Origin of the sequence: Ammoniphilus sp. CFH 90114 (assembly GCF_004123195.1) — a bacterium.
In the GTDB taxonomy this organism is placed as follows: Bacteria; Bacillota; Bacilli; order Aneurinibacillales; family RAOX-1; genus YIM-78166.
In genome coordinates, this window is record NZ_SDLI01000001.1 from 564,880 (window position 1) to 585,276 (window position 20,397).

21 protein-coding genes are annotated in these 20,397 nt (G+C 41.6%); 19 read left to right on the forward strand and 2 right to left on the reverse strand.

Going from position 1 to position 20,397, the window contains the following annotated elements; genetic code table 11:
* Positions 1-86 precede the first annotated feature (86 nt).
* The 9 genes from recA (at position 87) to mnmM (ending at position 9,639) form a co-directional block, all read left to right on the forward strand.
* Positions 87-1,145 (forward strand): recombinase RecA, encoded by a 1,059-nt coding sequence (gene recA / locus EIZ39_RS02955; RefSeq protein ID WP_129197257.1) that lies wholly within the window; start codon positions 87-89, stop codon positions 1,143-1,145.
* 176 nt (positions 1,146-1,321) lie between these two features.
* The gene (locus tag EIZ39_RS02960; protein ID WP_164984860.1) at positions 1,322-1,990 is read left to right on the forward strand and encodes a RecX family transcriptional regulator; all 669 of its coding nucleotides are present in this window, start codon (positions 1,322-1,324) and stop codon (positions 1,988-1,990) included.
* Between the two features lie 274 nt (positions 1,991-2,264).
* The gene (gene rny / locus EIZ39_RS02965; RefSeq protein ID WP_129197261.1) at positions 2,265-3,812 is read left to right on the forward strand and encodes a ribonuclease Y; all 1,548 of its coding nucleotides are present in this window, start codon (positions 2,265-2,267) and stop codon (positions 3,810-3,812) included.
* A 136-nt stretch (positions 3,813-3,948) separates the two neighbouring features.
* Positions 3,949-4,743, forward strand: a complete 795-nt coding sequence (locus EIZ39_RS02970; protein ID WP_129197263.1) for a TIGR00282 family metallophosphoesterase — start codon at positions 3,949-3,951, stop codon at positions 4,741-4,743.
* Positions 4,744-4,876: 133 nt separating this feature from the next.
* Positions 4,877-5,137 carry a stage V sporulation protein SpoVS gene (gene spoVS, locus EIZ39_RS02975; RefSeq protein WP_094835567.1) on the forward strand — a complete coding sequence of 87 codons (261 nt, stop codon included), beginning with the start codon at positions 4,877-4,879 and terminating at the stop codon, positions 5,135-5,137.
* Positions 5,138-5,238: 101 nt separating this feature from the next.
* Positions 5,239-6,183, forward strand: coding sequence for a dipeptidase (locus EIZ39_RS02980; protein ID WP_129197265.1), 945 nt, complete (start codon positions 5,239-5,241; stop codon positions 6,181-6,183).
* A gap of 227 nt (positions 6,184-6,410) precedes the next feature.
* Positions 6,411-8,144, forward strand: a complete 1,734-nt coding sequence (locus EIZ39_RS02985) for a 2-oxoacid:acceptor oxidoreductase subunit alpha (protein WP_129197267.1) — start codon at positions 6,411-6,413, stop codon at positions 8,142-8,144.
* Between the two features lie 2 nt (positions 8,145-8,146).
* On the forward strand, positions 8,147-9,013 hold the full coding sequence (locus EIZ39_RS02990) for a 2-oxoacid:ferredoxin oxidoreductase subunit beta (protein WP_129197269.1): 867 nt from the start codon (positions 8,147-8,149) through the stop codon (positions 9,011-9,013).
* Between the two features lie 68 nt (positions 9,014-9,081).
* On the forward strand, positions 9,082-9,639 hold the full coding sequence (gene mnmM / locus EIZ39_RS02995; protein ID WP_129197271.1) for a tRNA 5-(aminomethyl)-2-thiouridylate-methyltransferase MnmM: 558 nt from the start codon (positions 9,082-9,084) through the stop codon (positions 9,637-9,639).
* A 67-nt stretch (positions 9,640-9,706) separates the two neighbouring features.
* Here the strand turns inward: mnmM and EIZ39_RS03000 are convergent, their stop codons facing one another.
* On the reverse strand, positions 9,707-9,904 hold the full coding sequence (locus EIZ39_RS03000) for a hypothetical protein (protein WP_129197273.1): 198 nt from the start codon (positions 9,902-9,904) through the stop codon (positions 9,707-9,709).
* Between the two features lie 151 nt (positions 9,905-10,055).
* On the opposite strand from EIZ39_RS03000, the gene EIZ39_RS03005 reads away from it, so the two are divergent.
* The 9 genes from EIZ39_RS03005 (at position 10,056) to EIZ39_RS03040 (ending at position 19,045) form a co-directional block, all read left to right on the forward strand.
* The gene (locus EIZ39_RS03005; RefSeq protein WP_164984861.1) at positions 10,056-10,340 is read left to right on the forward strand and encodes a DUF4288 domain-containing protein; all 285 of its coding nucleotides are present in this window, start codon (positions 10,056-10,058) and stop codon (positions 10,338-10,340) included.
* 85 nt (positions 10,341-10,425) lie between these two features.
* Positions 10,426-10,581 (forward strand): hypothetical protein, encoded by a 156-nt coding sequence (locus tag EIZ39_RS26345; RefSeq protein ID WP_164984862.1) that lies wholly within the window; start codon positions 10,426-10,428, stop codon positions 10,579-10,581.
* A gap of 202 nt (positions 10,582-10,783) precedes the next feature.
* The gene (gene miaB, locus EIZ39_RS03010) at positions 10,784-12,298 is read left to right on the forward strand and encodes a tRNA (N6-isopentenyl adenosine(37)-C2)-methylthiotransferase MiaB (protein ID WP_129197277.1); all 1,515 of its coding nucleotides are present in this window, start codon (positions 10,784-10,786) and stop codon (positions 12,296-12,298) included.
* A gap of 1 nt (position 12,299) precedes the next feature.
* Positions 12,300-12,758 carry a YlbF/YmcA family competence regulator gene (locus EIZ39_RS03015; RefSeq protein ID WP_240675675.1) on the forward strand — a complete coding sequence of 153 codons (459 nt, stop codon included), beginning with the start codon at positions 12,300-12,302 and terminating at the stop codon, positions 12,756-12,758.
* A gap of 226 nt (positions 12,759-12,984) precedes the next feature.
* Positions 12,985-13,539, forward strand: a complete 555-nt coding sequence (gene cotE, locus EIZ39_RS03020) for an outer spore coat protein CotE (RefSeq protein ID WP_129197279.1) — start codon at positions 12,985-12,987, stop codon at positions 13,537-13,539.
* 163 nt (positions 13,540-13,702) lie between these two features.
* Positions 13,703-15,136: a putative amidoligase domain-containing protein gene (locus EIZ39_RS03025; protein WP_129197281.1), complete on the forward strand. Its 1,434-nt coding sequence runs from the start codon at positions 13,703-13,705 to the stop codon at positions 15,134-15,136.
* Between the two features lie 39 nt (positions 15,137-15,175).
* The gene (gene mutS / locus EIZ39_RS03030; protein WP_129197283.1) at positions 15,176-17,782 is read left to right on the forward strand and encodes a DNA mismatch repair protein MutS; all 2,607 of its coding nucleotides are present in this window, start codon (positions 15,176-15,178) and stop codon (positions 17,780-17,782) included.
* Positions 17,783-17,856: 74 nt separating this feature from the next.
* Entirely contained in the window at positions 17,857-18,744 is an 888-nt protein-coding gene (locus EIZ39_RS27195; RefSeq protein WP_240675676.1) for a 3D domain-containing protein, read from the forward strand.
* Positions 18,745-18,790: 46 nt separating this feature from the next.
* Entirely contained in the window at positions 18,791-19,045 is a 255-nt protein-coding gene (locus EIZ39_RS03040) for a hypothetical protein (protein ID WP_129197286.1), read from the forward strand.
* Positions 19,046-19,084: 39 nt separating this feature from the next.
* On the opposite strand, the gene EIZ39_RS26355 is transcribed toward EIZ39_RS03040, so the two are convergent.
* A complete protein-coding gene (locus EIZ39_RS26355; RefSeq protein WP_164984863.1) occupies positions 19,085-19,255 on the reverse strand; it encodes a hypothetical protein in 171 nt (56 codons plus the stop codon).
* Between the two features lie 127 nt (positions 19,256-19,382).
* On the opposite strand from EIZ39_RS26355, the gene EIZ39_RS03045 reads away from it, so the two are divergent.
* Entirely contained in the window at positions 19,383-20,360 is a 978-nt protein-coding gene (locus tag EIZ39_RS03045; RefSeq protein ID WP_129197288.1) for an MBL fold metallo-hydrolase, read from the forward strand.
* The last annotated feature ends 37 nt before the right edge of the window (positions 20,361-20,397 follow it).

The following is a 20,397-nucleotide window of genomic DNA, read 5'->3' on the forward strand; positions in this document are numbered from 1 at the left end:
ATTTTAGGTATCATAGATATGAAGGATATAGGGCTATGCAGGTAGCTTTTTATCGTTACTCTAATTGAGGGAAGGGGAGAGCTTTTTTGTCTGATAGAAAAGCTGCCTTAGATATGGCGTTACGCCAAATAGAGAAACAATTCGGAAAAGGTTCGATCATGAAGCTAGGGGAGATGGCTGCTTCAACAACAGTTTCTACCGTACCTAGCGGATCCATCGCTTTAGATATTAGTCTTGGAATAGGTGGTTACCCACGTGGAAGAATCATCGAAATATATGGTCCAGAATCATCCGGTAAAACAACCGTAGCATTGCACGCAATTGCTTCAGTGCAGAAGAACGGAGGACAGGCTGCATTTATTGATGCGGAACATGCTTTAGACCCTGTCTACGCTCAGAAGCTAGGGGTTAATATTGATGAATTATTATTATCTCAACCAGATACCGGTGAACAGGCGTTAGAGATTGCTGAGGCGTTAGTGCGAAGTGGTGCTGTTGACATTCTCGTAATAGACTCCGTTGCAGCTTTAGTACCGAAGGCAGAAATTGAAGGAGAAATGGGAGATTCCCATGTCGGTTTACAAGCTAGATTAATGTCTCAAGCATTAAGAAAGTTAGCAGGGGCAATCAATAAGTCTAAAGCTATTGCTATCTTTATTAACCAGCTTCGTGAGAAGGTTGGCGTGATGTTTGGTAACCCTGAGACCACTCCAGGTGGAAGAGCCTTGAAGTTCTATTCTAGTGTACGCTTAGATGTTCGACGTGCAGATACCATTAAACAAGGCAATGATATGGTGGGTAATCGCACAAAGATCAAAGTGGTAAAGAATAAAGTTGCGCCTCCTTTTAAGGTTTGTGAGGTCGATATTATGTACGGAGAAGGGATCTCGCATGAAGGAAGCTTATTAGATATTGCTGCAGATGTGGATATCGTCAATAAGAGCGGTGCTTGGTATTCCTTTAATGGTGATCGTTTAGGACAGGGCCGTGAGAACTCTAAACAGTTTTTGAAGGATAATCCAGGGATTGCAGCTGAGATTGAAAAACAAATAAGAGAGCATTATAGCCTGGATAATCCGGTAATTCAACCTCAGAACGATAAAGAAGAGGATGCGCTTGATGAATTAGAGCTGGATTTTGAATAAAGAGAAGTCGCAAGAAGCAGTCTGATCGTTTTCTTCGGAGGAGGAACGGACTGCTTTTTTACGTATAACATAACAATAGTTTTATTGTAGTGAGTATATAAATATAAGGCCTGAGGCGCTGTTAAACGGAAATGTTCCTCTTTTTTGGCCGATATAATGATAAAGTAGGGATATCAATGTATGAGCAGCAAATGCACGGAAATGATTCAACAATAATAACGTCTATAGAACAGCAAAAGAGGAACAGATCTCGCTATAACATTTACATCAATCATGAATTTTCATTTGCGGTACATGAGGACATTCTAGTCAAGTATCGGCTAATGAAAGGTAGGGAGATTAATCCAGAAGAGATTAAGGAAGTACTGATTGCAGAAGAACGAAACCGAGCCATGCAATATGCGCTCCGCTTTTTGAGCTACCGCCCGCGCACCGCGACAGAGGTAAGTGAGCATTTACAGAGAAAAGGTTTTCTGCGTGAGGATATTGATGGTATCATAAGTTATTTACAAGATAAAAAATATCTAGATGATCAATCCTATGCTCTTCAATGGGTGGAGGAAAGAAAGAGGCTAAAGCCACGGGGAAGAAGCCTACTCCGGATGGAATTGATTCAACGTGGTATAGATGATCATTTGGCTGATCAAGCGCTTGAAGACCAACTCACTGGTCAAGAAGAAAGAGAAATGATTGAGAACTGGATTTATAAGAAATGTAGTCAAAAGAAATTTCCCAATCTCTATGAAATGAAAAAAAGAATAGTTCCATTTTTACAAAGGAAGGGTTTTCCATTGGATTTGATTTTAGAGGTAGTTCATACTGTTGGAGAGGACTTTCTAGAATAAGTTTATGTGTTAGTGAGGGTCCCAAGTGTAGCTCATCCTAGCTCACCTCATGATAATTAGTTAGTAATTTCTTGACAATGTTCACTTTCTATCAGTAAAATAAAAAGGTATATTCACCTTTACTCTTTTTTATAACTACTGTAAGATGCAAATTGATTTTTAGAACACTTCTATTTGAGTCCCTTATGGACAATTATTTCTAAAATTCAATGAGAAAGTTTATGTGTAAATTGAAAAATGACTTTAAGACCCAGGTGCAGGGAGGTGACAACAGATGGATCTACTAAGTATTGGAGGAATTACCATTCTGCTTGCATCCACGGCGGTCGGAGTCGGTATCGGTTATCTAATTCGAAAGTCCATAGCAGAAGCCAAGATCTCAAGTGCAGAAGAAGCTGCTAAGCAGATTCTTGATCAGGCGGGGAAGGAAGCTGAAGCGCTTAAGAAAGAGAAAATTCTTGAAGCGAAGGACGAGGTGCATAAAGTCCGCACCGAAGCAGAGAAAGAGAATCGTGAAAGACGAAATGAGGTTCAGCGTTTAGAAAAACGTGTCCTGCAAAAGGAAGAAACTCTAGACCGCAAATTGGATAATTTTGAGAGGAAAGAAGTCGAACTTGAAAAAAGAGACCGAGCTATCTCAGAATTGCAAAGCAAAGTGGAAGAACTTTATAATACTCAGAAAGTTGAACTAGAGAGGATATCGGGACTAACAAGAGAAGAAGCGAAGTCCATTATCCTATCTCAAGTTGAGAGTGAAGTTAAGCACGAGTGTGCGATACTCGTAAAAGACATTGAACAAAAGTCTAAAGAAGAAGCTGACAAGCGGGCAAGAGAGATCATTACAACGGCTATTCAGCGTTGTGCAGCTGATCATGTGGCCGAAACAACCGTATCTGTTGTGTCTCTACCGAACGATGAGATGAAGGGAAGAATTATCGGAAGAGAAGGTCGAAATATACGTGCCCTTGAGACATTGACTGGAATTGACTTAATTATTGATGACACACCAGAAGCGGTTATATTATCAGGCTTCGACCCAATTCGGAGGGAAATTGCTAAGTCTGCTCTCGAGAAGCTTGTAGCTGATGGGCGTATTCACCCAGCACGTATTGAAGAAATGGTTGAAAAGTCTAGACGTGAAGTGGATGAGCGAATTCGAGAATATGGAGAACAAGCTACCTTTGAGACGGGAGTCCATGGATTACACCCTGATTTAATTAAGATCATGGGTCGATTAAGATATCGTACAAGTTATGGTCAGAACGTGCTTAAGCATTCTATTGAAGTTGCTCATTTATGCGGATTGATGGCAGCCGAGCTTGGTGAAGATATCATCCTTGCTAAGCGTGCTGGTTTGTTACACGATATCGGTAAAGCAATTGACCATGAGGTGGAAGGATCTCATGTGGAAATTGGTGTAGAATTAGCCAAGAAGTATAATGAACACCCTCATGTCATTAATGCGATTGCTTCCCACCATGGAGATGTGGAGGCTGATAATGTTATTGCCATGTTGGTAGCTGCTGCTGATGCTCTTTCTGCGGCAAGACCAGGAGCGAGAAGAGAGACGCTTGAAACTTACATCAAGAGACTCGAGAAGCTTGAAGAAATCTCAGAATCCTTTGATGGGGTGGAGAAGTCGTATGCGATCCAGGCAGGACGTGAAGTCCGTATTATGGTGAAGCCAGAGGTTGTAGATGATTTGGAAGCACATCGATTGGCAAGAGAGATTACTAAGCAAATTGAAAGTGAATTGGATTATCCTGGCCATATTAAGGTAACGGTTATTCGTGAAACAAGAGCTGTTGAATATGCAAAATAAAGTGGCTAAGAGCCACTTTATTTTTTTGGTCTATTAGCGTTTGCGAAAAATTTATAAATATTTATAGGGCTGCCCAATGTGGTTAACCTTAGAATAAACAGAAAAAAGAAGGAAAATGATAAACTGAGGTGAAGCCATGAGAATACTATTTATCGGAGATATAGTTGGGAAAGGTGGAAGGGATACGCTTATTGAGTACCTTCCTAAGTTGAAAAGAAAATATCAACCATTGTTTACTGTGGTAAACGGAGAGAATGCTGCTGGTGGCAGAGGTATAACGGGCACGATTGCAAAATCATTTTATGAAGTTGGTGTCCAAGTGATAACCATGGGTAACCACACATGGGATAATAAGGAAATATTTGAATTCATCGATAATGAAACGAAGATAGTGCGCCCAGCTAATTATCCTCCGGAAACACCAGGTGCTGGGTATACTTATATCAAATCTAATCAATATGAGTTAGCCGTTGTAAACCTGATGGGAAGAACCTTCCTTCCTCCTCTCGATTGTCCTTTCCGTGTTGCAGAAGAACTCATTCAAAAGATAAAGCAACGTACTCCATATATTTTTGTTGACTTTCATGCGGAGGCAACTTCAGAGAAGCAGGCTATGGGATGGTTTCTTGATGGAAAGGTGTCAGCTGTTATAGGGACTCATACCCATGTGCAAACAGGGGATCCTAGGATATTGCCTAAAGGAACAGCTTACCTCACGGATGTAGGTATGGTTGGCCCTTATGACTCCATTCTAGGAATGGAAACAGATGCAGTGTTAAAAAAATTTCTAACGCAATTACCTGTTCGTTTTGAAGTAGCAATAGGACGTAATCAATTAAATGCTGTAGTCATTGATTTACATCCTCAAACAGGTAAAGCGGTTAAGATTATGCCGATTCGGATTGATGAGGATCACCCCTTTGAGCAGTAAGGGGTGATTTAATTTTTAAATAATTAATTGAAAATTTAGAAAGATCAAGAATCGTTAGTGGAATGTTTAGGAGTTCTAGTGAATATAGTAGCAGTGGTAATAATCCTACAATTATTCAAGGAGGTACTAGATCATGGAGGTATTAAAAGTTTCAGCAAAGTCCAATCCTAACTCTGTAGCTGGTGCGCTTGCCGGGGTGCTGCGAGAACGTGGTGCAGCTGAAATCCAAGCGATCGGAGCAGGTGCGCTTAACCAAGCTGTCAAAGCGGTAGCTATTGCAAGAGGATTTGTAGCTCCTAGTGGTGTCGATCTTATTTGCATACCAGCATTTACAGATATATTAATTGATGGAGAAGAGCGTACGGCTATAAAGCTTATTGTAGAGCCAAGATGATATTCTATGATAATATATAAAGGTAAAACCTGTTTGTTCTTCATGAATAAGCAGGTTTTTCATTATGTTTGCAATATTGCCAACCCTAGGAGGATGCTCGAGTGAAAATCATCGATGCTCATTGTGATGCTTTACTTAAGTTGTTGGAAGAGCCGGCCCTATCTTTTTATGCACCTAATGAAAAGTTGCAAGTGCAGTATTCGTTTATGGAAAGATCTAATGTAGCAGTTCAAGCTTTTGCTATGTTTGTTTATCCAGAAACCCCTGTTCAGCTCCGTTTTGATACGGCTTTGCAGATGGTTGACATCTTCCATGAGAAGGTCGTTAAAGAAAGTAAACTAATGCCTATATATAAAGCAAAAGACTTAGACACGGTCATGAAGGAAGGTAGCAGCATCCGTGGAGGATTATTAACCTTAGAGGGTGCAGACGCCTTGCAAGGCAATATTGTGAATCTGCGAACCTTATACCGTCTTGGAGTTCGAGCTCTGGGTTTTACGTGGAACTATCGCAACGAAGCAGCTGACGGTGTAGAGGAACCTAATCCTAGCGGACTCTCTCATTTCGGACGGGAAGTTCTGCGCGAGTGTAACCGCTTAGGGATCGTACTCGACGTTTCTCACTTATCAGAGAAAGGTTTCTGGGATGTGGTTGAGTTGTCGTCCCAATCGTTTATCGCTTCTCACTCGAACTGTCTACGTGTACATAAGCACCAAAGAAATCTAAACGATGAACAAATTAAGGCGATCTACCAGAAGAATGGTGTGCTTGGACTCACTTTTGTACCTTACTTTATTGCAAATAAGGAGCAGATTTCGATTGATGATTTTCTTTTACACTTAGAACATGCGTTAGCACTAGGTGGAGAAGACCACATTGCCTTTGGTTCTGATTTTGATGGAATTACGCAAACGATGGTGGATTTGAAGAGTATGGAATATTATACCCAATTAGTTAATTCATTATTGGTTCATTATAAAGAAGAACAAGTAGCGAAGTGGCTCCATGGAAATTGGTCGAGAGTATTCCGTGAGGTTTTGGGTTAAAATGTAAGATTGTAAATTCGCATTTATTCCGCAAAATTACTTGCATTTTTCTGTAGATAGGACTACAATGGAGACGGCTAAAAGCTTAACAATTTGTTCACATTTTAGGGAAGCTGTACGTCAAGTAATCGATTGGAAATACTCTTCCTTCTAAAAGTAAGAAATGATAAACTTGTAGGTGTATTTCGAGAAAGAAAACGATGTCAACGTTTGAAGGGGTGGAGTTCATGTTAAGTCAACTTTCGTGGAAGGTTGGAGGACAACAAGGGGAAGGGATAGACAGTACGGGTGAAATATTCGCTATTGCATTGAACCGTTTAGGTTATTACCTGTACGGTTATCGTCATTTCTCTTCTCGAATCAAAGGAGGACACACAAATAATAAAATGCGCGTAAGCACTAAGCCTATTAGCGCTATCTCCGACGATTTAGATATCCTAGTTGCCTTCGATCAAGAAACCATTGATGTTAATGCTCATGAGTTATGTAAAGGTGGCATTATCATTGCAGACAGTAAGTTTTCTCCAACTGCGCCAGAGGGTATGGATGTTAGATTATTCTCGGTACCTTTTACACAACTTGCAGAAGATCTAGGTACATCTCTAATGAAAAACATGGTTGCCGTGGGAGCTTCTACCGCGGTATTAGGGTTGCCTGTTGAATCCTTTACTGAAGTTGTGACGGAACTGTTTGGGAAAAAAGGACAAAAAGTTGTAGATAAAAATATGGAAGCGATCAGTAAGGGCGCTGAATATATAAATAATGAAGCTGGTGGAAGCATTCCAGAATTCAAGCTTGATCCTGCTGATGGCAAGAAGCGTATGTTTATGATCGGTAACGATGCCATCGCGCTTGGATTCGTTGCGGGTGGAGTTCGCTTCATGGCAGCTTATCCTATTACACCTGCTTCTGAAGTAATGGAATACTTGATTAAGAAGCTTCCAGAGTTTGGTGGTACGGTTATCCAAACGGAAGATGAGATTGCAGCGGTTACTATGACTCTAGGTGCTAACTATGCAGGAACTCGTGCAATCACAGCGTCTGCAGGTCCTGGACTAGCCTTGAAGATGGAAGCCATTGGTTTGGCTGGTATGACAGAAACTCCTATCGTTATTGTTAACACTCAACGTGGGGGCCCTTCTACAGGTTTACCGACGAAGCAAGAACAGAGTGACGTTAATGCGATGATCTATGGTACTCATGGTGAGATTCCGAAGGTTGTTCTTGCTCCAAGTACAGTCGAAGAAGCTTTCTATGATGCTATGGAATCCTTAAACATCGCGGAAGAATTCCAGGTTCCTGTAATCCTTTTAACAGACCTTCAGCTTTCCCTAGGAAAGATGTCCGTAGAACCGCTTGATTACACGCGAGTGAAGATCAACCGTGGTAAATTAGTGGACGAGGATCAACCAGAGCAAGAAGGTGGTCTGTTTAAGCGTTATGAATTTACTGAAGATGGAGTTTCTCCTCGTGTGATCCCTGGAGTGAAGAATGGAATTCACCACGTAACGGGTGTAGAGCATAACGAGGGTGGTAGACCATCAGAAGATACAGTAAACCGTCAAAAAATGATGGATAAGAGAATGGGTAAACTTAAGAACCTGAAAGTAACGAATCCAATCCTTGTTAATGCGAAGCATGAGCAAGCGGACGTACTTCTCGTTGGTATGAGTTCTACTCGAGGTACAATTGAGGAAGCCATTGAGAGACTTGAGCAAGACGGATTGAAAGTAAATCAAGCACATGTTCGTTTGATCTGGCCGTTCCCAGCAGAGGAATTAAGACCGCATTTAGAGAACGCGAAGACCGTGATCGTAATAGAAAACAATGCAACAGCTCAGTTAGCCAATCAGATTAAGCTTCATGTTGGTATGCACGAGAAGATTAAATCTGTATTGAAATACGACGGTAATCCGTTCTTGCCTTCCATCGTTTATAAAGAATGTAAGGAGTTGTTATAGTCATGGCAACATTTAAAGATTTTCGTAACAATGTAAAGCCAAACTGGTGCCCTGGTTGTGGAGACTTCTCCGTACAAGCTGCGATTCAGCGTGCTGCAGCTAATGTAGGGTTGGAACCCGAAAGTCTAGCTGTAGTTTCTGGTATCGGATGTTCTGGACGTATTTCTGGATATATCAATTCTTATGGATTCCATGGTATCCATGGACGTGCATTACCTATCGCCCAAGGGGTGAAAATGGGGAACCGTGAATTGACTGTCATCGCATCTGGTGGAGACGGAGACGGTTTTGCTATCGGTATGGGTCATACTGTACACTCCATTCGTCGTAACATTGACATCACTTATATCGTTATGGATAACCAAATCTACGGACTTACAAAGGGTCAAACCTCCCCACGAAGTGGAACTGGATTCGTAACGAAGAGTACACCTAAGGGTGCGATTGAAGCAGCTGTATCTCCAATGCAATTAGCACTATCTGTTGGGGCTACCTTCGTTGCTCAAACGATGTCTAGTGATCTTAAGGGAATGACAGACATTATTGAAAAGGCTATAAACCATAAGGGCTTTTCTTTGGTTAACGTATTTAGTCCATGTGTAACCTTCAACAAGATTAACACCTACGATTGGTTTAAGGAGAACGTTGTGAACTTAAGCGATATCGAAGGTTATAACCCTAATGATAAAATCTCGGCTATGCGTGTGTTAATGGAGCATAACGATCTAGTTAATGGTTTGATCTACCAAAACACGGAAGCTAAAGATTACCAGTCTCTTGTTCCAGGATTTAGAGAAGAAGGATTGGCAAAGCAAGATCTAACATTTGACGGAGCGAAGTTCGATAAGCTTTGCGCTGAGTTCATGTAATGATAAAGAAAGGGCTTGCTCATCTATAAGGATGGGCAAGCTTTTTTGTATAGTAAGGAGGTAACTAGATGTTCCCGAGAATTACGCAATATGCACATCAACTCCTCCAATCGAGGATAAAAGTTGGAGATTGGGTCATTGATGCAACAATGGGTAATGGTCATGATACCCTCTTTTTAGCTCAATTGGTCGGAGAGGTTGGGAAGGTTTATGCCTTCGACATCCAAACTCAAGCTTTACATAATACGAATGAACTATTAGAAACATATAACCTACGGCACCGTGTGGAGCTCTTTCAACAGTCTCATGATCGTTTGCATTTTCCACTGAGTAGTATCGCTGCAGTGGTATTTAATTTGGGATACTTACCAGGTTCAGATAAGACGATAGCGACTATGCCAGAAACAACACTCAAGGCGATTGAAAACTCTTTAGAGTTACTAAAAGTAGGGGGATTAGTCGTTTTGACCATTTATTGGGGACATGAACAGGGCCAGTTAGAAAAAGAGGCGGTGGAGAAATATGTTGAAGGGTTATCCTATCCAGAATATATGGTTCTTCGCTACCAATATGTTAATCCTAAAAATAATCCTCCATTTATCTTAGCTATAGAACGACGTAAGTAGAAACGTTAAGAGGGGCTCGAACCCAAAAGCAGACAGCTTTGGGACAGCCCCTCTTTTTTGCAAAAGTTTATTGCTCACCAGGGTTCCCAATTTTCTTGTGGAAAGGAACCTTCTTATTCTTTAAGCCTTCATAATGCTCAGGGGCATATTGTCGTACCTGTGACTTTGCTTCACGCGGACGAGGACGCCCAGCAGGCTTATAGAATTCGGTTGCAAACTCCGCTCTTGCAAAGTCACGTTTATTTCGGAAAATGTCATTAGGCAAGTGAACTACACCTCCTTATGTCAACTACCTTTAGCTTTACCTGCTGAACGCAAAACATGGCATGTAAGATTCACCAGTGCATGGAGCCATCTTGGTTAGGGAAACGTAAGCTTATCATGAAGTAGCGGAATAACCAAGGGAGGTGGAGCGAGTGTGGTATACTGCATCTGTATTATTTCGTTTGGAAGCAATAGGAGAATTGCCTACTCACTGTGAAACCCTAGTTTTACTAAAGGCTGATTCGGAGGACGAAGCAGCGATACTAGCAAATCAATGGGGAAAAGAATATGAAGACGAGATATGGGAAACAGATGGGAAAAAAACGCGCTGGGTATATGAGCAGGTCCTTGATCTCTGGGAGTTGTTTGACGATGAGATTCGCTCTGGAACGGAGGTTTACAGCCGATTCTGGGCAACTCCTCCGTATGTTGAATAGTAAAACAAATAAAAAAGGATAGACGGCGAACGATTTTCCATTTAAAATAAATGTCGGAAAAAAAATATAGGCATAGGTGATACATATGGGTAGATATCAAATTTTATTTGAGACAACAGAAGGAAAACAAATCACCGGTCACATGCTGGCGAATAACCAAGAAGAAGCCAGAAAAAGAGCGGAACAAGATTTAAATGAAAAAAATGGATTGAAGAGAGTTATCGAAGTTAAAGAAAGATAACCAGCCAAGCAGTCACAATGAGGTGGCTGTTTCTTTTTTCTATAAAAATCTAAGGCTAGCGTACATAAGTTTTACTTTGACAAGTCATTTGTTATAATAGGGTAGTTAAAGTGTGAACAATAATAAAAATAATTATGTCCACTAACACGCTAAGGTGTTTCAGATAAATGCGAGAACGTCTTATTCCATAAGGAGTGATTTGATGTCTGACAAGGATTATAGCCAATATTTCCAAACGACGTACAATGGTGAATCTAAGAAGAAAAAACCAAAAACAGCAGAGGATGTTGGATACTTCCAAAAAGAAGCTAAACGTCGTGGGAAAGAAGAAATAATGGTCGTCAATTTTGACCCTATACCTGATGAACTTAAGGAACTGGGCAAGGATAAAACGTACTGCCTTGTAACATTTGGATGTCAAATGAATGAACATGATAGTGAAACGATTGCCGGTATTCTCGAGAACATGGGATATACCTCTACGGATAATGAGCGTCAGGCTGATATAGTGCTTTATAACACCTGTGCGATCCGTGAAAATGCAGAAGACAAGGTTTTTGGTCATCTTGGAGCGCTTAAAGCGGTTAAGTTAGAACGGCCCGAGATGATTATTGGCGTTTGTGGATGTATGTCTCAAGATGAGTCTGTGGTCAATCGCATTCTACAGAAGTATCAACATGTCGATTTGATTTTTGGAACACATAATATCCACCGTCTTCCTATTCTCTTAAGAGACTCCTTATATAGCAAGGAAATGGTCGTAGAGGTATGGGCCAAAGAAGGAGACGTCATAGAGAACATGCCCAAGGTGCGTGAGGGCGGACTAAAAGCATGGGTCAACATTATGTACGGCTGTGACAAGTTTTGTACGTATTGTATTGTTCCTTATACAAGAGGAAAAGAACGTAGTCGTTTACCGGAAGATGTTGTTTCCGAAGTAAGAGAACTAGCGAGACAGGGTTATAAGGAAATTACATTGTTAGGACAGAATGTTAATGCTTATGGTAAGGACCTAACCGACCGCAACTACCTCTTTGGAGACTTAATGGACGATATATCCAAGATTGACGTCCCTCGAGTACGTTTTACTACGAGTCATCCGCGTGATTTTGATGATCATCTGATTGAAGTTCTTGCTAAGGGTGGGAATCTTGTTGAGCACATTCATCTTCCTGTTCAATCCGGAAATACGGAGATCCTCAAGAAGATGGCTCGCAAGTACACGAGAGAACAATACATGGAACTAGTCAACAAAATTAAGAAGGCCATTCCTAATGCTGTTTTAACTACGGATATTATTGTTGGTTTCCCGGGTGAAACAGAAGAGCAATTCCAAGATACCATTTCTATGGTAGAAGAGGTAAGATATGATTCTGCGTATACCTTCATCTATTCTCCTCGGCACGGTACACCTGCTGCAGGAATGGAAGACGATATTACCGAAGAGGTGAAGAAGGAACGTCTTCAGCGTCTAATGGAGGTTGTTAATCGTATTGCAAGAGAAAAGAATGAAGAACTGACGGGACAAGTCGTTGAACTCCTAGTAGAGGGAGAATCAAAGAATAATCCTAATGTTTTATCCGGAAGAACTCGAAGTAATAAATTAGTGCACTTTGTAGGACCAAAGGATTGTATCGGTAAGTTTGTCCATGTTAAAATTACAGAGGCTAAGACATGGACATTATATGGGGAACTTATGACGAAGGTGGAGGTTTAAGATGGGGATGGGGAACGAACAACAAGTTATTAATCAATCAATTATCGTAGATAAAGCGAAGGAACTAGCGGACATTATCGCAAGATCCAATGAAGTGGAATTCTATAAAAAAGCAGAACAACAAATTAAAGGCAACGCTAAAATACAGGAGCTTATCAGTGCCATTAAGAAAAAGCAGAAAGAAGCGGTCGCATTAGAACATCTAGGTCGCACGGAACTCATTAAAAAAGTGGAAGCTGAAATTGACCAACTTCAGCAAGAACTTGATGAAATTCCTGTTGTGGCAGAATTCAAACAAACCCAATTGGATATAAACGATCTATTGCAAATGGTAACGAATGTAATTGCAAATACAGTATCCCAGAATATCATCGTATCGACTGGCGGGGATCCGCTAAGCGGTGAAACCGGTTATCCGAAAGCTGGAGCCGGGGATCACGATGACTGTGGTTGCTGCTAATAGGATAATTAGAGAGTGCTCTTATGAGCGCTCTCTTTTTCTTTTTCCTCTGTTTAAGAAGTAAGAACGCTAGACGAATGACCTGCATAGGCTGAAGTAAACATAGAAAAATGTTCAAGGTTTGGAAGTACGTTTGTGAATTCACTTTTAACAAAGTGAATCTTGCACCCTAGACGAATGTCCTGCATACAAATGTACTGAAAAGCAGTATGGAGGAGGTAAAAACATGCCGAGTACAGATAAAGAAATGCAGTGCCGTGAAATTATTACAAAAGCGGTCTGTGGAAAAGGTCGTAAGTTCTCTCAAAGAACCCACACCCTTACCCCTAAGCAAACCCCTTCCAACATCTTGGGATGCTGGATTATCAATCACTCCTTCGATGCGGATAAGGTAGGTGACGTGATCGAGGTTTCGGGTTCCTATGATATTCAAATCTGGGTATCATTTAACAACAATACGGATACGGCAGTAATCAAGGAAAATGTTTCGTTCGTTGAGAATGTTCCTCTGTCCTTCTATGACAACAATTGCCGTGGGAAGCTCGAGGTTCACGCTCAAGCAACCCAGCAACCGAACTGTCTCGAAGCGCGGATTTCTGCAGGCGGAGACATTGTTGTAAGAGTGGAGAGTGAATTTGCAGTAGAAGTCATCGGTGAAACCAAGTTATGTGTTGTCATTTGCGATAGTTGTGATGATGGCGACAAGGATGTCGACTTCGAAGATCTTGAAGATGTGGAAGACTTCGATGATCTTGATGGATTAATCGATGACCTTGATTAAAAAAGGTTAGGGAGGGTGAACCTCCCTTTTTGTTTTCTTGTTGTATACCCATTTAATTTTTGATTCGCACCCTCTTGGAATAGGCGCATATGCTGATATGGAGCTATTGCGGTATTCTTGGCATTGAGGACCATCCCTTGATGTTGGAGAAAGGAAGAGTTGAATGTCAGCATTCTTGATATATTCTAAGCAGAACTCATTGGCGCCATTACTGTCTCTCCTGAAGATCCCGAGTGGTACCACTCTGACCAATGAAGATGCGGATGTTGTCATCCAATGGGGAGGTAATTCCTTTACGGCACAGGATCCTTCCAGACATGTGCTAAATGGAGCAGAAGGGTTAGCCAACGTATCTAACAGGCGACTTATGCTGGATATGTTGAAGTGGAATGGGATTCCCACAGTAGACAGTAATCAGCGTTCTTCCAAAGTGTCTACAATCAGGAGGTATTTCGTTACCGTTTTTCAGCAGCAAGAACTTGCTCTCTTCCGATCACGTGGTCGAAAAGTATGGTTGACCAATGAAATTTCCGCCAGTACGGATGATTCATATGAAGAAATTCCAATGAATCGAAGCGTGAGAGAAGTACGTAAGGTTCTTCGCTTAGCTGTTCGCAGTCTGTATTCGGTTGGGTTGGACTTTGGTGGTGTACTGATTGCGATCGGCCTTAATGGGGGTATGCAAGTTATTGATATTACACCTACCCCTAGATTAAATGGAGATCTAGCCCAAAAATTTGCTAACGCCATACATGAGTATGTAGCCGTGTATAGCAGGAAACCTAAACCTGTTACCCTCGGTGCAGATCCTGAATTTGTATTGAGGAACAAAACGAGCGGTAAAATGGTGTTGGCCTCCCGTTACTTTGGTAAGAAAGGGAAAGTGGGATGCGATCATATATGGCTTCGCAGTGATCAAACAAGAAAACAGCTGCCTCTAGCGGAATTGCGACCAGATCCCACTCAAGACCCAAGGCAACTAACAGTGAACCTATATAAGACCATGCTCTTCGCTGAAAAGAAGATAGGAAACTCCTCCATTGAATGGTTGGCAGGAGGCATGCCACTAAAAGGTTATCCTATCGGTGGGCATATTCACTTTAGTCGAGCACCCGTGAATTCTTCTTTTTTACGAGCTTTGGATTCATACTTAGCCCTTCCTCTCATGTTAATTGAAAATCATCATTCCCTCAATCGTAGACCTAAATATGGTTTTCTTGGGGATTTTAGGAAACAATTTCACGGTGGTTTTGAATACCGTACACTCCCAAGTTGGCTAGTTTCTCCCCGAGTGACCAAAGGAGTTTTGGCCTTAGCCAAACTCATTGCGGAATCCTATACTGAACTTCATCAGCTGCCGGTTCTAAATCCCACCGTTCAGAGAGCATTTTATGAAGGGAATAAAGACATTGTATTAAGTGCCGTACATTCTGTTTGGGCAAAGTTGGAGAAAACAAATGATTATTCGAAATACCAACATTATATAAATCCACTCCGCGATATGATGTTTCGTATGGAGGTGTGGAACGAGTTCCAAGATATTCGGGTCGCTTGGCAAATCCCTCCCTATTCTCATAAGAAATCACTCATTGTATGATATAATAGTGTCGATTTGTGATTTAGGAGAGGAAGTCTAATGGCTAAATATACACCGATGATGGAACAATATCTATCAATTAAGGCAGACTATCCAGATGCCTTTCTTTTTTTTCGTTTAGGAGATTTTTATGAGCTTTTTTTCGATGACGCTGTTTTAGCTGCAAGAGAACTTGAGATAACCCTTACAGGACGAGATGGGGGCGGAGAAGAGAAGATTCCCATGTGTGGGGTGCCTTACCACTCTGTTGATTCCTACTTACAGGCATTATTAGGGAAAGGCTATAAAATTGCAATATGTGAACAGGTAGAAGATCCTAGGGTGGCCAAAGGGGTTGTTCGGCGAGAGGTTGTTCGAGTGTTGACTCCTGGTACGGTTATGGAAGGAAAGATGTTGTCTGACCGGGAGAACAACTACCTCGTATCAGTCTGGATGGAGAAAGGTCAATTTGCCATGGCGGCATGTGACATTTCGACCGGGCATTTCCATGCTGGCTCATTTCATTCTTCGCAGCAACTGATCGGGGAAGCTTTATCCTTCCAACCAAAAGAAATCTTGGTCTACCATAATGAGGAAGGTCAGATGTTAAAAGACCGCTTCCATGTTATGGGTGTAGGAGCCATTCAGCTACTAAAAGGCCATAATGAAGAGGAGCTAGTGAGGTTAGCGAGGTCTCAGTTTTCTGTAGAGCTGGAAGAGCCTCTGCTCCGGAAGAATGTTGGACTACTGCTGTCCTATCTAATGGAGACTCAAAAGAGAACTTTGGGACATATTCAGACCTTAGACATTTATCAATCAGAACAATATATGATGCTCGATCTCTACTCAAAGAGAAATCTAGAATTGACAGAAACTTTAATGGATCAGTCCAAAAAGGGTTCTCTTCTTTGGTATTTAGATCATACTATTACTCCCATGGGAGCTCGTATGTTACGAAAATGGATAGACAAGCCTCTTGCTAATCGGGACAGGATCGAACAGCGCTTAGATGCCGTGGAATTCTTTACTCAACAATTCATGTTACGGGTCGAACTAAGGAATTATTTGAAATCCATTTATGATCTAGAGCGCTTAGCAGGGAGAGTCTCGTATGGGAATGCAAACGCTAGGGATCTGGCCAATTTGCGGAGCTCCTTGGAGTGCATACCAAATATTAAAGGACTGTTACGCGGCGGATCGTACCTTCTTCCTACTGGGCTGGAACGAATCGTTGCAGGGCTCGATGAATGCGAGGACATCGTTCATCTTATAGGTCATGCGATCGCTGAAGAACCACCGATCTCCTTAAAGGATGGAGGTTTAATTCGTGAAGGTTATGATGAGTATTTAGATAAACTAAAGATGACTAGCCGAGACGGTAAAAAGTGGATTACTGAGCTAGAACAGAAAGAACGTGAAGCAACGGGCATTAAGTCCTTAAAAATAGGCTACAATAAAATATTTGGCTATTATATCGAAGTGACAAGAGCTAATTTAGCGTCCATTCCCTCTGGTCGATATGAAAGAAAGCAAACCTTAGCCAATGCAGAGAGATTTGTTACCCCGGAGTTGAAAGAGAAAGAAGCACTCATTCTTGAGGCAGAAGAGAAGTTAACGGAGTTAGAGTACCAAATTTTTGTTGATATTCGAAACCAAGTAGCCGTGGAAATTGCAAGACTTCAGGCATTGGCTAGGGAAGTGGCCTCTCTTGATGTTCTTAGTTCATTGGCCGAGGTTGCTCAAGAGCATCGTCTTGTTCGTCCACGCATAGCCGATCAATCGTCTATAGCCATCGTAGAAGGAAGGCATCCTGTAGTAGAGAGAGTACTTGAAACAGAATCTTTTATCGCCAATGATACGATGTTAAATGATGAGGATCAACGTATGTTACTGATTACGGGACCCAATATGGCTGGGAAGAGTACTTACATGCGCCAGTTAGCTTTAATTGTGATTATGGCCCAACTAGGTAGTTTTGTCCCTGCTAATGAGGCGACCTTGTCCTTAGTAGATCGAATATTTACCCGCATTGGGGCAGCTGATGATTTAGTTGGCGGTCAGAGCACATTCATGGTTGAAATGAAAGATATTCAGTTGATGACCACCCAAGCTACGAAAAACAGTTTGGTTATCATTGATGAGATCGGAAGAGGGACCTCTACACATGATGGGATGTCCATTGCTCAAGCCGTTATTGAGTTTCTCCATAGTGAAGTAGGCTGTAAAGCCCTTGTATCTACCCATTACCATGAATTAGCTATCCTAGAGGACGAGCTTCCCTGCTTGAAAAACTTTCACATGGCTGTCCAAGAGAAAGAGAGCAATGTGATATTCCTAAGAAAGCTGAAGCGGGGAGCTACCGATGAGAGTTATGGTATCTACTGTGCCAAGCTGGCCGGTTTGCCAAGTAATATAATTAGCAGAGCTCAGGAACTCCTAGCCAACTATAAGCACACCCCCTTAGTTGGTTCAGTGGAACAGGCTGCGAGTAGTGAAAACTTACAGCTAGACCTTTTTGCAGTTCATGAACCACCAAAGGAAAAGATAGATGAATCAAAGAAAAAATATGAAAAAATAGTCAAAGATCTAAAAGAAGTCGACTTGCTAAATATGACACCCTTGCAAGCACTCAACTATCTTCATGAGCTCAAGCAAAAGCTTAGGTAATTCACCTAAGCTTTTTTTAGTATAAAGATCGACATGGGGACATATAGATGGGAAGGTGTACATCAAGAGGAGGGATGAAATTGAGGCTTTTGTGTCGATCCTTTATGAGCTTTGGGCTGCTTGCCTTTATTCTTGTCTTTTCCACTACGGAAAGCTCGGCTTTCTCAGATTTTAATGAGACTTACTGGGCAAAACCGCATCTGGTAAGATTAGCTGAAAAAAACTTGCTTGTTGCCAATGGACCTAACTATTACCCCCGAGCTGAAATTACGAAAGAAGAGTTTCTGAGTATGGCAACCAAAATTTTAAACTTACATAGAGGTTCAAATTCTAGGCAGGATAAACGGGATGGATTTGGCTTTTTGACAAGGGAAGAAATGGTGACCATTGCTGCCCATCTCAAACAGCCAGATAAGAAGAAGCAAAAACAAACTCCACATCCTTTTAAAGATGATAAGGCTATTAGCAAAGGAGCTCGAAAATCTGTCTATATCGCTGTCCAGCAAGGCTGGATTTCGGGTATGGAGGATCATTATTTTGCTCCAAAGAAAAGGGTCACGCGAGCAGAAGCTGCTGTCCTCCTTGACCGCATGGCATTTGGGAATCCACCTCCACTTAACGAAAAAATAGTTTCCGTATCAGGAAGTCACTATGAATATAAGACGAAAATGTCTATGAAATCGACAGCCTATGGTCCCCATGTAGGTTCAAGGACCGCCACGGGTAAAAAAGTCAAGTTTGGCATGATAGCCGTCGATCCGAAAGTCATTGCCCTTGGAACGAAGGTGTATGTTACCGGCTACCAATCTCCATATTTACCGTCTGAAGGTTTTTTAGCTGTAGCGGAGGATACTGGGGGAGCCATAAAGGGCAAGAAAATTGATATTTTTATCAATCAATCTAGAAGGAATATTATGAAATATGGAGTACAGCAGGTAGATGTATATATATTGAAAGACTAAGTGGTGGATATACTAAGGGCATCACTTAAGGTAAGGGGAAGGTTATATGTCTACACAAGAAAATCTTATGGAGTCTATCATTGAGCTTGTTAACCGGCACTTTGCTATGACCATCACGCTAGGAGAAGAGAATATCCCCGTTGTAACATCGGCTAGTCTGAAGACGGATGAATCAGCTGTTCAATTTCTCAATGAGATGATCCAAACCGTAGATCAAAATCTGGGTGCACAAGGAAAGCTTAATTATTACATGGATAATGAGTTGGATTTTGATACACCCGAAGAATTTCATCGTTATTAGGAGGGAAGGAAACCATCCAATACGAAAGACCACCTTTTTCTAGGTGGTCTTATTATTTCGCTCCTGTTGTTTCTGGTACATCATCTCATAAACACTAAGACCTTCCACCCGCCCCTCTTCTAGCTGGTCTGGGTCGAGTGCACTGTCATAATGATGGATTGAAAAAGGGTGGCTTGGCTGTTTTCTAGTAGTCTTTTGGTTGTTTTCCAACGTTCTAACCTCCACTCATGCTTTATTAATAAATAAAATACCCCAATTTCCTAGAGCATCTTCAATTTCTGTATGGTATAATATGTTATTGAGTGATTGTTCAGTCATTGTAACAGGGGGTGGGTGAGTGTTAACCGCAAGCAAAAAAGGGAAGATCGAGCGGATCATTATTCCTACACCATTTGCCGTTGGCGACGTGAATGTCTATTTACTGATCGGCGATGCTGTATCGCTCATTGATGTAGGGCCTAATACAGAAGAAGCCTGGAAGGCTCTAGAACGAGGTTTATCCATTTACGGTTTGAAACCATCTGATATAGATCAAATTCTGCTGACTCATCATCATGTTGATCACTATGGGTTAGCAACAAGAGTTCAGGAGAGGAGTGACGCTAAGCTTTACTGCCATCCTCTTAGTGAAATGTATGTGACCAGGCATGAAGAAAAAATGAAACAGGCTGTTCAATACTTTAATCAGTTCTATTTACGTCATGGAGTCCCAGAAACAGAGGCGAAAAAGGCCATTGGACTAAGCCATTTATATGACGTATATGGTACAAGCGCACCCATATTTGGTTGGCTGCAGGACGGGGAAAGTTTACCTGGTCATGAAAATTGGAAGATCTATCATATGCCCGGACACTCTCAAGATCATCTCTGTTTCTATGAGCAAGAGCAGAGGGTTATGATAGGCGGAGATCATCTGATTAAACATATTTCCTCCAATGCTATACTTGAAGCGCCGCAAGTGGAGGGAACAGAACGACCCAAGACATTGCTTCAATATCGGGACTCGATGCGCAGGTGTCTTGATTTTGATATTCAGCGCGTTCACTCTGGTCATGGCGAAACCATCTCGGAAGTCCGTGAGCTTATTCTGAACCGCTTGGAACGTCAGGAGCAAAGAGCAGAGGGTATGCTTACCTATCTCCAAGATGGAGCAAAAACAGCATGGGAAATTGCCAATCAGATGTTCGGAGAGCGGATCGAGCAAGAGATGTCGTTGATTTTGTCAGAGGTTATTGGCCATATGGATCTACTCCAGGATCAAGACAAAGTCACAACGAAGATGCAGGATTCTATCCAATATTACTATTCTAAATAATTGATGAGGAACTCAACCTATTAGACATGAGTTCCTT